This is a genomic window from Oceaniferula marina (assembly GCF_013391475.1).
Lineage (GTDB): Bacteria > Verrucomicrobiota > Verrucomicrobiia > Verrucomicrobiales > Akkermansiaceae > Oceaniferula > Oceaniferula marina.
Map to the genome: position 1 here is coordinate 448001 of NZ_JACBAZ010000003.1, position 14393 is coordinate 462393.

Consider the following 14393-nt stretch of genomic DNA (forward strand, 5'->3'; position numbering starts at 1 on the left):
CTCTGTGAATAACTTCTGAGTAACTGTGAATAAGTGACAGTATACTTTACACCCTATCATTTTTCGTTCATGAACAGGACGATCCGCGATCCATTTGCGATCATGGAATAGTCGTGGTTAGACAATTTTCACTTCTACCAAAATCTAACCTCACCCATTAATCACGAGCAAAGCCTAGCGACATTCGCTGCTGCCGGTCGTTTTCGCTCACCTGTTTCCTCCGGAAAGCCGCCAATTTTTCTGCGCGACGTTGAACATAAATCAAAGCGAGATGGCAACACCTTGGAAGTTTCATCCGACCGGTTTCCTGATCAGCCGGCGCTTGCATCAAACGCTGGACCCATTTGGGTAAAAAGGTCTCAAACAAGGTGTCATCCATGGCGTAATGGCGACTTACAGATCCGGGGTCACCTTGTCGGCCCGAACGTCCGAACAACTGACGATCAACCCGCCTGGCTTCATGAGGCTCAGTGGCAATGACGTGGAGGCCTCCGATTTTTTCCACTCCATATCCCAATTCAATATCGGTTCCCCGCCCGGCCATGTTGGTCGCAATGGTGACACGCCCGCGACCTCCGGCTTTGGCAACAATCCCAGACTCCTGAGAAATACGTGTCGCGTTCAGAATGACATGATCAATCTCCCTCAAACTAAGTTTGCGCCCCAAGCGCTCACTGGATGTTACCGTTCTGGTTCCCACCAACACCGGTTGACCCGCTTCGTGACAACGAATGATTTCCTTGAGCAAGGCGTCTTCCTTATCCGATTCCGTCAGATAAAAACATGGAGCTTTCCGAGTCGCTATGTTGGGTAAATGCCTGGGAATACGAATCGTCGGGATCCCATAGGTAACCCAAATTTCATCCGCAATTTCCCGTGCGGTTCCGGTGGCCCCCGACAGCCGACGGTACTTTTTGAAAAACGTCTGAAAGGAAATTTGGGCAATCGTGGTACTCGGGTGGGTGACTTCCACGCCCTCTTTTGCCTCCATGATCTGATGCAGGCCGAGTTTCCATGAGCGGTCCGGCATCGGGCGTCCCGTACTCTCGTCCACGATCACCACTTTGCCATCCTCAATAATGTACTGGGTCCCCAACACAAAAAATTCACGGGCTTCAAGCGCCAGTAAGATCATCTGCTTCCGCCGCTGTGGACAGCGCCATAGCGGCACATCCGGAAAATCATCCTGATCCAGTGCTTTCTCTTCACCGTCCGCGGTCAAGGTAACCTCCCGGCGACCCCGAACCACCTCGTAATCACTTTCTTCACGTAAAAATTCAGCGATCCGCCACGCAGCGACGCAAGCGCCCTGCAATTCTTCAGATTCGATTTTCTGACTGATCAACAACGGCGTCACCGCCTCATCAATCAAGCCGTTGTCCGCTTCATCGATCAATGCCCGAAACAGGCCCCTCTGGGTCAAACGGACACCACTGCCCGGCGCATTGACAAATTTTCGCATATGCTGCCGTTCGCCTGAACGCTCCCACTCACCGAGTTGGAGACGGTCACGCAGGTAATCCGCCGCCACCTCCTTGGCCGTGGTGTAGGTGATATGAGCCTGATAACCAAGCCGTCGTTGATCGGGGGGAGTCTCTCCGGTCACCGCTGCCACAGAAATCCCCAAACGAAGGTAAAACCGCTGCATCGTCCGGGCATCACGCTCAGCCAGATAATCATTGGCCGTCACCACATGCACCGGTTCTCCTTTCCAGGATTCAAACGCCGCCGCCAGCGCGATCGATAAGGTTTTTCCCTCACCGGTATCAATTTCAGCCAGATACCCGTGAATGAGGGCCAGGGCCGAGAGCATCTGTACCGGGTAGGGAGTTAATCCCAGCTCACGTCTGGCAATTTCACAAATCAGCGCCAGTGCCTCCGCATCCGGAGCATCAGCATGAGTTACATCCAAATGGGTATCATTCACCCTCCGGTTGAGCTCCCCGTTACTCAGCTCTTCCAGGTTTTCCCGCAAGATGACCGCACGATCAACAATCGACCACCAGGGACGCAAAATCGACTTCCTCCGCTTCCATTTCCCCAGCGTACGCTTGGCCAGATAATCCAAGCCTTTGAGGTCAGGACTGGCTTTTTGTTGAAAGAAGGATCTTTCAAACCGGCTGGGGGCATCAATCGGCATATCGGATGATCAAAGTTGGTATTCCTGTTGGAAAAACTGCCGGATGGCATGAGTCCACTGGCGGAGAAGCGGGGTTTTGGGCAAAGGAAAACGAGCTACACCACGCTGGCCATGTTGAGGAGCGGACGCTTCGGTCATATTGATTTTTCCTCGGACTTGGAAATAGGTTTCGGTCGCGCTACCGCCCCCTTGCTGGTCGGGAGCCACTCCGGCGGATCCCCCGCCGGCAACCCCCAATGCGGCACTTGGCAAATCATCCTGCCCTGCAGGAATGGCTTCAATCTCAGTCAATTTCAAGGTTTCACCCTCCTGTCCGTAGATTTTCAACTCCGAATCCACGAGCGAAAACCGTCCCGCGTCACGCTGGTGTACGACGGCCGTAAACACATAGCCCGTTTCAGCCCGCACAATACCCAGCGTCTGGCCGCGTGGTACCACAGACCCTGTCACTTCATGCAGCTGATCGGAAATCCATCGGCCGGCTATCGGAGCCCGAACTACCAGGCTCTCCAGCTGGGCATTCAACGCAGCCTGGCGTGAATCCAGCGCTTTTAGAAAGGCCTTTAACCCAGCCAGTTGGGTCCCCTGCTCACTGCGATCCTGGTGCATCAACAGCTGCGCCCGTTCACGCTCAATCCGAATCAACTCACCCTCGTGTTCCAGTTCCTGATTGGTCAACTGCACCAGAACTTGCCCAGCTTCCACCATCGTTCCGGACGGGGTGACCAGCTTTGCAATCCTGCCCGGAGAGCTGGTATAGACATGTTGGAAATCAGCTGATTTCACAATACCTTCCGACCGAAAACTGTAAGGCATCGGGAAAAAAGCAAGAAAGGCGAACACCACCGCCAAAAAACAGGTGACAATTCCGATGGCACGCATACGTCGATTCATAAGCTTTGGACTGAAGAATAAATATTTAAATCCCTTAAAAGGGGGTAGGAAAACCCAGACAACACAAAAAATCAAAGCCAAAATCATCCCCAGAATCATGAACTGCTTGGAGACAAAGATCAGAATTCCGATCATTAATAAAAACCGGTACACCCAGCTGGCAAAAAAGTAACAGGTAAAACCAACCTGCTCCCGGCGGGATGTGGTCGGGATCGGTCCGGGGTCGATTTTGAAGATTTTTTTATTCACCCACCACCCCATCAGCGACTGCGAACGGCCTTGCAGGTTCGGGGTTTCGAGCAAATCACAGAGGATATGGTAACCATCGAACCGCAACAGGGGGTTCAGGTTGAACAACAACGCTCCCACCGAGGCGGTGATCGCTACGTTATACGCAACACGGGTCATGATGCCATCCGCCCCTTCTGCCCATACCTTGACAGCTATCGCTGCCACAAAGAGCTCCACAGCCATACCGGCAATCCCGACAATCACCCGTTGGTACTTGCGGGCAAAGGCATAACACGAAGAAGCATCCACATAAGGAAGTGGGTTAAACACCAAGAGCATAATCCCCATTTCAGGCACTTCCCGACCATATCGGCGGCAAGCATACGCATGACCGAATTCGTGTAACACCTTGGTGATGATCAAACTTAAATAAAGGTAGGGAAGGTTGGACCATCCCAGAATCGATCGCGAGGTGTCTGCAAATTCCGACCAGTTTTCAATCAATGCCAACGCACCCCAGATAAAAACAAGCGTCCACAATAAGGCACCCACCGGGGTAAATAACCAGGCAAAGAGTGAGAGCGTTTTGCGGAGAAACGGATCCGGATTAAACAAGCGAATCTTCAAAAACAACAAACTGGAAAAGCGTTGTTTCTGTTTCTGTTTATCCTCCCGCATTTTAGCATCCTCCAGCGCGTCAATATCCGCCGCTTGGTCACTGCGTAATAAACCCGACTGATAGAGCTGGGATAAAAGCTGCACCACCTCACCCTGACCGGGGGCATCGTGGGGATCTATTTCCAATGCCCGTTCCCAGGCCTCTTCCACCGATGACGCATCCTCCAGATAACAAATAAATCGATACGCAGCGGGACGCACCCGGAAAAACCGGTGCCCGAGTTTATCGCAAACCACATACCATGGCTCGCCACGAAACATCTGGCGAATCATCTCAACACCGGGCAACAAACGAACCTGGCTACGGCTTACCCGATACCATGATTCATCAAAAACCGTCCGCTGTCTCATGATCAAGTCTGCTATGACGCCTCCGCTTGCGCTAGAACCACAGCTTCAAGCGAAGGAAGTTCCATGTCCGGTGCAAGTAAATCCAGGCGATCGATCGTTTTTCGACATCAACCTTACAGACACCACTCATACCGGGGCGCCACCAACCTTCTGGCGTATCGGTCACCGAGACCCTGACCCTAAAATCCGTGCCCGTCTCTTTCACCACGGCCACCGGCTCATAAGCATTCAGCAATACATCAAACCGATCCTCCGGGCGCGAGGTGAAGGCAATTTCTCCCTTCATATCCTGCTGGAGAAAATGAATATCCCTCTCATCGACCTGCAGCTCGCCGTAAAGATCGGAAATCTGGACAATCCGCATCAGGATTTCACCCACCTGAGTGGGTGAGGACAGGCGTTCTTTCAAATCACCTTCAACAATCACCCCATCAAAAGGAGCGCGGATCTGGGTGCGAGCCAAACGGTAATCAATCACCTCCAACTTGGCATCCGCCTGCTCGATCGCGAGCATCGAGAGCTTCATCTGAGATAAATCACCTTCGGCCTCATAGCGGCGCGCCTCGGACAAACTGCGGTCTCGCTCTGCCCTCAGCTCGATTTGTTGCATCACCAACTCCCGCTTATCCAGCGTCACCAGCAGTTGTCCTTTTTGAACCACATCCCCGACATTCACTTCCACCGTGTCGATGTAACCGGAAAATGGAGCGGTCAAATCCGCCGATGCCTCAGTCCGCAAAATAAACGGAGCCTTCACTTTATAGGTAATCGGAATCACACAACAGAGTAAAAAACCAAGCACCAACACCAACCCGGCCAATTTCCAACCCGTGTGACGGTAGCCCAATAAAGAGGCGAACAGCTTACGAACCGATCGCCACGCCCGTGCCCCAATCCAACCGGATTTTTCATACAAGGTCACCAGCTGGGGACTGACCAGATCCAATACCACCCGCAAGGCATCCACCCTTTCCTGGGTAACCGCCTTCGAGTCCGCCGGATACTCCACCGCCACGGCACCATGCACTTCCCCATTTTTACGCAAGGGGAGGGAGAAGATCTGACAATTGCCATGTGACTGGGAGAAGGCACGGTGCTGCTGGTTGATCTCGGCACCTGCAAGCTTGGGTTCACCCACTTCACAATCCTGTTCAGCCGCTTCATCCATCGCTCTGGCAAGAGCACCCGCCGTCTCGGTGTCATTACGAACGCGGCCACCGTGATTGGTTGCCACGAGTTCCATCAGGCCTTTTTTACGCCACCCCAAGGTGACCCGCATGGCTTTGAGCTGGGTATCGAGCTCGTTACAGAGCTTCATCGATGCCTCACCGAAATGGGCTGATTCTCCGATAATCAGGCCCAAATCAACCACCCGTGAAATTTCATCCAAGGATTTTTCCGACACTTCCGCCTTCTTCTGAGCGGTAAAAGCCGCCACGGCCACTTCGACAAAACGACAAAGGTGCCGCTGCTCCGTTTCCGTCAGCGCCCCGTCCCGGGCAGCAACCAACGATATCTGGCTAGCCGACCCTGAAATTTCCAATGGCAAGACCATCCAACACTCCTTGTTTTCCTCAAGCACTTGAGGCTGAGGGGAATGGGTCATAATCGCCTTACGGACTGCAGCGGGGGCCGACCTCAGATTACTCCCCTGACTGGCTCCAAAAAGCTTCACGGAATCACCATCCACCTGAAGCGCAACACACTGGCTCAGCTGCCAATCCTCGGCAACCGCTTGCAATACGTTGTTCCAGAAATCAGATGGATCCTCACCGGTGTTAAGAATATCCTCCAAATTCATTTCCCGTTCTCCGTTTCAGGTAATTTAACTTTAACCCGCAATCCAGGCTTCGCTTTCAACGTTTGATTATCCAACTCAAACCTCACCCTGAACAATCCACTACGGGAGTCGAGTTGAGGGTCAACAAACATCAACTTCGCCTTTTGCTCACCCACCGCAGGCAGTTCAGGAAAAACAACCGCCACTTCCATCCCCTCTTTCAAAATCGACAAATGCTTGGTTGAGAGAAAGAATACCAACTTCATCTTGGAAGCATTGATAATTTCAAACAACGGCTCAACACGCCCAATCGCTTCTCCCGGGTCTTTCAAACGGTACACCACCGTACCGGAAACCGGCGCCTTGACCACTCTCTGATCCACTGAATACTGAGCCATTTCAAGCTCTACTTGCAGACGCTTTAACTCAGCTTCCATTTCGAGCAAGTTGGACCGACTCTTGATCTTTTTCTCAAAAAGCTCGCGGGCCGTCCGGGCATCTTCCTCAGCCTTCACAATCATATGCCCCAAACGCTTCACCTCCAATTTCTCACGGGTGGAGAAAAGCTTGGCTAACACACTCCCTTTTTCGACCACATCTCCTTCCTCAACCTCAACACTTTCCACGATCTCTTCTACGGGGGAGCTAATCGTAATCCTCTCATACGGCTGGCTGGTCCCCTCAACCCAGACATCTGCCTGTGCACAAGGAAGCCAGACGGCCAATCCCCCTAATATCATCATTGATCGAATCATCATCGTTTTTTGGATTTGTCTAAAATTAAACCGAGCCTTGGTCTCACCCGAGCTCGCCCGTCACGTCGTTATTTAGTCTCCGTGGGGCTTTCCCCTTGTTTACCCGTGCCATTGGCCAGTGCGAGAGCCACTTCCACCTCCTCCAGAGAAATCCCCAAACGGGTAAAAATTTGACCAGAGGCTAACCATACCATGATCACCGACTTACTCAGCGCGGCCTCACTATGCACCAAGGTTACTTCCGCATCGTTAAGAATTTGCTGCTGCTCCACCACCCGGTAAAAATCGCCCTGACCTTCGTCAAATAAATCTTGCTCTTGCTGCAAACGCTTTTTAGCCAAATCCACCGCTTTTCTAGATGTCACAATCCGCTGCTTCGCCGAGTCCACTCTGCTGAAAGCAGTATCCACCTCCAGGGAAATCATCCGTTGGGCCTTGGATAACTCCAACTCAGCCTGCCGCTTCTGTGCCTTGGCCGCATCAACAGCGGCCGTCACTCCGTCGCGACCGAGTGGCATTTTAAAATCCAGCCCAATCGACCACTCCGTACCTTGTCGGTCAAAGGCTTCTTTGTAAGAATCGTTAGAATTATCCGCCAAGCCGTAAAGACCCACCGTTCCGGTCAAATTCAACTGAGCCTTGGTTGAGTCGTTGGCACGTAACACATTCAACTTGGCCGTTTCCACCACATGTTTGTAATACGCAATATCCAGTCGGCGTGTTCTCCCATACTCAATCAATTGACGTTTGGTTCCCAAATTCTTGGTGGAGCAAAATCCGGCACTCGGCTCGAAACGGGTATTCCCTTCAAGGTCAGGCCCCCGGTCAATCAAGCCAAACAACGCATTCACCCGCTCGATTTTATCCGCTGCCGCCGCAATATACTGATCTTGCCGTTGATAAACCGCTAACTCAGCAGTCACCACATCCGTCTCCAATCCCTCGTTACTTTTAAGCAACTCACGATTGCGTTTCAACATTTGATTCGCGAGAGCGATGTTCTTCTGATGAACCTTCAACACCCGGTCCGCCGCCACAATGTCTGAATACCGGCTCGCAACCTCGGCGGCAAGGTTCATCGCTTTCACCCGGGTGAGCACTTCCTGGGCCGCCACCCGCCGATGCGCAATATTCACCCCTGCCATATTGGCATCCATTCCAAAACCACGCAATAAAGGCTGCGTAATCGTGATCCCGGTAAAGCTTTCATATTCAGGCGTATAGAGCGCACTACTCGAAGTTTGGTTCAAGGTGTTGACCAAACGCGAATATCGCGTTCCCACCTCAAATATCGTTCCCGTGCTATACTTTTTCTTAAGCCCAAACCGGGCTGTCAGATTTTCATCAAGAAAAAGTCGTTCCGAACTTCCGGGGATCTGAACTCCACCAACGGCAACATATTCTCTGGTATTCTGCGGCTTGGTCCTGTCCTCATAACGAGCCAAGGCCTCAACCCCCCAATCAAACTCCAACAACTCACGACGCACCTGGGCCCGGCTGATGGCAACACTTTCCTTTTCACTTTGCAACTCAGGGTTTTGTCGTAGTGCACGCCTCAATGACGCATGCCGACTAACAAGTTCAGTTTGCTCAGCTTCAACAACAGTCAACAAGCAGGTAAAAAATCCGATACTGGCAACAGAAGATATTGATTTCATATACAAATGATTAAATTCGGGGGTGCTCAACTATCTATCAATCATTGAACCGTTGGCTAAAATAGCAACAAGCCGATAACAGTTGGAAGCCCTTGTAGTATCGTCCGAAAACCAAATAGCAATTAGATTTCGCCCAAATGTGCGACAGCATAGGCCACCCACTGAGCACTCGGCATGCCGAAAGGGTAGATTTTTCTCCTGCGATCAATCCGCAACCTTGCATCTTCCCCTCTAATACGCTTGGATGGATGAGCTCGATTCTTCCATACGGAGCCATCATGGAATCTCTTATCTATCAAATCAACGACATCATCTGGAGTTCCGCCTTCATCGCGGTCGCCCTCGGTGTCGGCATCTACTTTTCGATTATCCTCCGCTTCCCCCAGCTGCGGCTGGTGCCACTGATGGCAAAGCTGCTCTTTCGAGGAAATGAAACCAAACAGGGGGTCTCCTCATTTCAGGCCTTCGCCATGGCGATCTCCGGCCGGGTCGGAACCGGTAACATTGCCGGTGTGGCCACGGCCATCGCCTTGGGGGGCCCCGGTGCGGTGTTCTGGATGTGGGTCAGTGCCTTTCTCGGTGCCGCCACTGCCTTTGCTGAATCCACACTGGGTCAAATGTACAAACGGGTGGACCACGATGAATACCGTGGTGGCCCCGCTTACTACATCCGGCACGGGCTGGGACTCAACTGGTATGCCTGCATTTTCGCCTTGGCGACGATTCTAGCCATGACGATGTTCCTTCCGGGGATTCAGGCAAAAAGCGTGGTTCAAGGCATCACTCTCGCCTTCGGCTGGCAGCCTTGGGCTGTGGGTCTGCTCATCGTTATTCCCCTCGGTTTGGTTATCTTTGGCGGCGTGCACCGGATTGCCCACGTGGCTCAAATCCTGGTTCCTCTGATGGCAGCCGCCTACATTTTGGTCTCACTGGTCATCATCATCATGAACATCGACGCTGTCCCCAAGGTGTTCAATCTCATCCTCAGCTCGGCCTTTGGAACCAGCCAGGTCTTTGGTGGCATCGTCGGCCTGTCGATCAGTTGGGGAATCAAACGAGGGATCTACAGCAATGAGGCTGGCCAGGGAAGCGCCGCCCATGCGGCCTCGGCCGCCGAAGTCAGGCACCCCGCGGAACAAGGGCTGGTGCAAGCCTTCTCCGTCTATATCGACACCCTGCTCGTCTGCAGTGCCACCGCTTTTATGATTCTCTTCACTGGCAGCTACAATGTGGTTCAACGCGATGCCTCGGGGAAAGACATCGGCTATGTGGCAGAACATCTCCCCGGGGTGGAATACGGAACCCAGTTCACTCAGTATGCGGTCGACAGCCAATTTGCGGGATACGGACAGGGCTTTGTTGCCGTCGCCTTATTCTTTTTTGCCTTCACGACCCTAATGGCCTACTACTACATGGCAGAAACCAACATTGCCTTTCTGAATCAAAAGCGCAACTGGCGATGGCCCGTCCCTTGCTTACGTATCGTCATTCTCTTATCCACCTTTTACGGGGTGTTTAGCGCAGCGGGCTACGTCTGGACACTGGGAGACATCGGTGTCGGGATCATGGCCTGGTTGAATATCGTCGCGCTAATCCTCCTCCGCAAACCCATCATCCGCACCCTCAAGGACTACGAACGGCAACGCAAATCCGGAGAGCCCATCACTTTCCGGCCATCCGATTTGGACATCCCCAATGCCTCATACTGGGAGGACCGGCAAACAACAAGCCATCAAGCTGACGAGCCTGACCCTTCGCCCCATACATAATATCAAGTAGTCATTGGCGTCAAAACAAGCCCAGTCTATCACGCCTTTTAAAAAGAGAAGGTCGCACTGAGGAAAAAGTGATCCCCCTCCAAGCGCTTATCGACTCCGAACTCATGAATCCAGCGGGCTGAAACACCCAGTGGGCAGCCACCCAGCTCACCAGCCCAGTAAACAGCCGGGCCAATCCCGGCAGCTTCGCCCTTGAAGTCACCTAACAGCGCGCCCGAACCAGAATCCCCGGTGATTTGCTGATACACAAAACCTTGCAAACCGATCGCAAAGGTCTCGGAGAGATACTGGTTCAACATCAACTCGAGGTGCAACTCCTGACCCGTCTGGTAGTTGGTGTCTTGGTTCTCCGTGTTGTAAATGTAACCAAGGGCAAACGAAAATTCCGTCCCCTTTTCCGGATGCAAATACGTCGTGGAAAATGTCGTTTCAAAACTCCAATAGTTTAATCCACCGTTGAGGTCATCATCCTGGTCATATTGACCGATGGGTACGGTCACGATTTCACTCGCATTAAAATGCCAGTTTCCACAATTCCAATAAAGTGAAATGGGAATCAGCCCCAAATCACTCACAAACAAACCGTCATCATCGAATGACCGATCGTTTTGGCCAAGCTCCACCGTAGCTGAGAGATCCATCGCTAAAACCGGCAGATAGGCACCCATGGCATATTGCGCTCCAAACAATTCATGTTCGGTGACCTTCAGTGCCGTCAACATGTACATCGCCATATCAAGCTCAAGCTCGGAACGAATCTGTCCCACATCCACAAAGCGCTGCCTCCCCGCATCTCCATGATAGAAATAAAGATCATTCCTCAAATACAGTCCGGGTTCCGGCTCGAGAGCGACTCCAAAATCGCCATAAAATCCAGGGGTGTAATGGGAGCTTCCTCCTTCAGCCGCATATAAAGACGGAGAGATGAACAAGCTCATAGCGGTAGTGATCAGATGGCGTCGTAATGGTTTCATGGTTGGATGGGAAATGGTAGAGTGATGAATGGTCGGGGGGGGATGAACATCAGTAATGAATTCAACTCCGGGACTTACTTTGTTGTTGGCGGAGTGTAGGGGTCAAGCGCTCCCGGCTTGATAGGTGCCTCTTTTTTGAGCGATGCCGCATGCTCCATCAGCTTGGGCATGGCCGCCTTGGGAACCCAGGTGTCGGCAAAAAAGACGTTTTCCCGCTCCGACATGTCGCTGTAGAGGTTGTAAAGCTTGGGCATGCCATACTCCTTGACCGCGCCGGCCCAAGTATCCAGTTCCTTGAAGTGAAGTTTCCAGTTGCGCCACTTGAGCCCGTAAATGTCGTTGCCCATGTAAACGATCACCGACTCACGACCGGACTTCTTCTTTTTGCCCGTCATGAAATCCACCATCTCCATACCGTCGATCATCCGGTCCTCCGGAACCTTGCCACCGGCAATTTTCGCCAAGGTCGGAAAGAGATCCATCTCGTGAACAATTTCATTGCTCGCTTTGCCGGCCGGAATCTTGCCGGGCCAGCGAATGGCAAAGGGGACACGCATGCTTCCCTCAAAGCTGGTGAACAAGGTCCCCCGCCATGGACCGGGACTCCCTTGGCTGGTGGTATCGAGAGAGACGATGTCATTGCCGTGCGCCATCTCCGGCCCGTTGTCGGCGGTGAAGATAAAGATGGTGTTGTCCCGAATTCCCAGATCATCAATGGAATCGAGCAAGCGACCGGTGTAAGCGTCGATCTGCGTCAGCATATCGGCCCAGGCCCCGTTGCCTGACTTGCCTTGGTAATCAGGGTGAACCATCGTGGGAAAGTGGGTCGCTGTGTAAGGGAGGAAGAGAAAGAATGGCTTCTTTTCCTTGGCGTTGGTCTCCATGAACTTAATCGCCCTGTCTGTCAGGTCCTTATCGATGATCGGACGGTAGTCCAGTCGGTAAGGCCTTACCTTTTTGGGTTTCTCTCCCTTCTTTGCATCCATCACCCAGGTTTCCTCAACACCGCTTTCGGCAAAACCGGGCCGACTCGAGTAGGTCGATTCATCGGTCGAATTGTGGATGCCATACCACTCGTCAAATCCCTGATCTGTCGGGAACCTGCCTTGGGTGCGTCCAAGATGCCATTTGCCGTACATACCGGTCGCATAACCCGCATCGGACAACATCTCCGCCATGGTATATTCCCACTGGACCAAGCCATAGACGCCATCGCCGAGTGGGACAACCCCGTTGCCGCTGCGAATAGCGTAGCGACCGGTCATAATAGCCGACCGCGAAGGGGTACACTGCGCTTCCACATTAAAGTTCGTCAGGCGCAGCCCTTCATCGGCGATTTGGTCCATTCGGGGCGTCTCTGCCCCCCGGACGATTCCGCCCCCATTAAAGCCGGGTTCACCCCAACCAAAATTATCAAGAAAAACCAAAACGATGTTAGGTTTTTCTGCGGCAATTCCATTGGCACTCATCAATCCTGCCGTCGCCAAGGTCAAGAGTCCGCTCGTTATCCATTTTCCTGTTTTTGTTTTCATGAGAGTGTTGTTCTAGCATGGGGTACCAGAAACCTGCTTCAGGTCAAGAAACAAACTAACACAAGAGTGCAACACGCTGTTATAGCGATAGACACAAACAAAGGATTACAAGCTACTGAAGGAGCCAGCGCTCCCTCTCGCACTTCAGAACCAGCCGGCAGGAGAAAATCCTGCCCTGCGATGAGGGCAAGCAAATCGATTCCCGGACGAGCGCGACACCACGCTACTTCTTCACCCGAATACTCACGGACTTACCGTGCGCATCCAGCCCCTCTACCCGGGCGAAGGTTTCGACCGCTGCCAGAGATTTTTTCAGAGCCGCCTGATCCATCCGCACAATACTGGCACGGCGCTGGAACTGGTCGGCGCGGAGTCCCGAAAACGATTTTCCGGATCCTCCGGTTGGCAAGGTATGACTTGGCCCGGCAACAAAATCACCCACGGCCACGGCGGCCAGCGGTCCCAAGTAAATAGCACCCGCCGTCCGAATCTCGTCAAGCCACTTCTCCTCGTCCTCAACCACCAATGACAGGTGCTCGGGAGCAAAGGCATTACAAATCTCCACCGCTTCCTCCAAGGTCTTGGTCAGCAGGCAGAAGGTTCCTTTTTTCAGCACTTCACGGATGTATTTCTCTCGGGACAGTTTGGGTGCCTGCTTTTCAATCTCCTTCTGCACCCGGGTCAGCAGGGCTTTGGAGTTAGTTGCAAATCCGACCACACTGTCACCGGCGTGCTCGGCCTGGGCCAGCATGTCCGCCGCGATAAACCGGGCATTCGCCGACTTATCCGCCACAATCAGAACCTCACTCGGCCCCGGAAGCAAATCGATGGATACCGCGCCAACCAACTGGCGTTTCGCCTCGACCACAAAGGTATTTCCCGGCCCGAAGATTTTTTCCACCGGACGCACGGATTTGGTTCCCAGAGCCATCGCAGCAATCCCCTGCGCACCGCCAACCTTGATGATTTCGGTCGCTCCGGATTCCACCAGAGCATACAACAAGGCTGGATTGATTTTCCCATCCGCCCCGGCCGGCGTAGCAGCCAGAATCTCGGGAACACCAGCGGCCTGACCAAAGGCAGCCGTCATCAAAGCCGATGAGACAAGTGGTGCTTTTCCGCCGGGAACGTAAACGCCCACGCGGTCATACGGAGTGAAGCGTTCACCCACCTCGACACCTTCTTTGTTTTTTGCCTTCCAGTCCTTGCGCATACTCCGCTTGGCGAAGGCGTGAATGTTCCGCTTGCTCATCGCCACTGCCTTTTTAACGTCCTCGTCCACAGAGGCGTAGGCTTCCTCAATCTCCGCTTCGGAGACAAACATCGATTTGGCCGTAAGCTTCAAGCCGTCAAAACGCTGGGTGTATTCAAAGACCGCAGCATTACCCCGCTTCTGCACGTCGGCAATGATACCGGCAACAATCTCTTCCACCTGCTTTCCCGCAGCACCTGGCACGGCACGGCGGTCGAGTTTTTTGACGAAACGGGCGTAGGCTGAGTCCTTGTGACTGAGAACTTTCATGCCCCTGCCCATACATGCTTTGACCAGCCTCTGCAAGCGTGATCCGCCGGTAGATGACAAGGATCCCAAGCCTCATCATCCCTTGGAATAAAGCGCAGAA

The 14393-nt window shown here is 52.9% G+C and carries 9 protein-coding genes; 1 reads left to right on the plus strand and 8 read right to left on the minus strand.

Going from position 1 to position 14393, the window contains the following annotated elements:
• Nucleotides 1–157: 157 nt before the first annotated feature.
• From HW115_RS09665 to HW115_RS09685, 5 genes are all read right to left on the minus strand, one after another.
• Nucleotides 158–2140, minus strand: coding sequence for a preprotein translocase subunit SecA (locus HW115_RS09665; RefSeq protein ID WP_178932415.1), 1983 nt, complete (start codon nt 2138–2140; stop codon nt 158–160).
• A gap of 9 nt (nt 2141–2149) precedes the next feature.
• Nucleotides 2150–4294 (minus strand): peptidase M50, encoded by a 2145-nt coding sequence (locus tag HW115_RS09670; RefSeq protein WP_178932416.1) that lies wholly within the window; start codon nt 4292–4294, stop codon nt 2150–2152.
• Between the two features lie 31 nt (nt 4295–4325).
• Nucleotides 4326–6095 (minus strand): efflux RND transporter periplasmic adaptor subunit, encoded by a 1770-nt coding sequence (locus HW115_RS09675; RefSeq protein ID WP_178932417.1) that lies wholly within the window; start codon nt 6093–6095, stop codon nt 4326–4328.
• Complete coding sequence (locus tag HW115_RS09680) at nt 6092–6832, minus strand: efflux RND transporter periplasmic adaptor subunit (RefSeq protein WP_178932418.1); 741 nt, start codon at nt 6830–6832, stop codon at nt 6092–6094. The genes HW115_RS09675 and HW115_RS09680 overlap by 4 nt, the downstream gene beginning before the upstream one ends.
• A gap of 65 nt (nt 6833–6897) precedes the next feature.
• A complete protein-coding gene (locus tag HW115_RS09685) occupies nt 6898–8487 on the minus strand; it encodes a TolC family protein (RefSeq protein ID WP_178932419.1) in 1590 nt (529 codons plus the stop codon).
• Nucleotides 8488–8765: 278 nt separating this feature from the next.
• Between HW115_RS09685 and HW115_RS09690 the strand changes: the two genes are divergently transcribed.
• Nucleotides 8766–10256 carry an amino acid carrier protein gene (locus tag HW115_RS09690; protein ID WP_178932420.1) on the plus strand — a complete coding sequence of 497 codons (1491 nt, stop codon included), beginning with the start codon at nt 8766–8768 and terminating at the stop codon, nt 10254–10256.
• Between the two features lie 47 nt (nt 10257–10303).
• Here the strand turns inward: HW115_RS09690 and HW115_RS09695 are convergent, their stop codons facing one another.
• From HW115_RS09695 to hisD, 3 genes are all read right to left on the minus strand, one after another.
• On the minus strand, nt 10304–11239 hold the full coding sequence (locus tag HW115_RS09695; RefSeq protein WP_178932421.1) for a SphA family protein: 936 nt from the start codon (nt 11237–11239) through the stop codon (nt 10304–10306).
• A 74-nt stretch (nt 11240–11313) separates the two neighbouring features.
• Nucleotides 11314–12771: an arylsulfatase gene (locus tag HW115_RS09700; RefSeq protein WP_178932422.1), complete on the minus strand. Its 1458-nt coding sequence runs from the start codon at nt 12769–12771 to the stop codon at nt 11314–11316.
• A 223-nt stretch (nt 12772–12994) separates the two neighbouring features.
• Nucleotides 12995–14293, minus strand: a complete 1299-nt coding sequence (gene hisD, locus HW115_RS09705) for a histidinol dehydrogenase (RefSeq protein WP_178932423.1) — start codon at nt 14291–14293, stop codon at nt 12995–12997.
• Nucleotides 14294–14393: the final 100 nt, after the last annotated feature.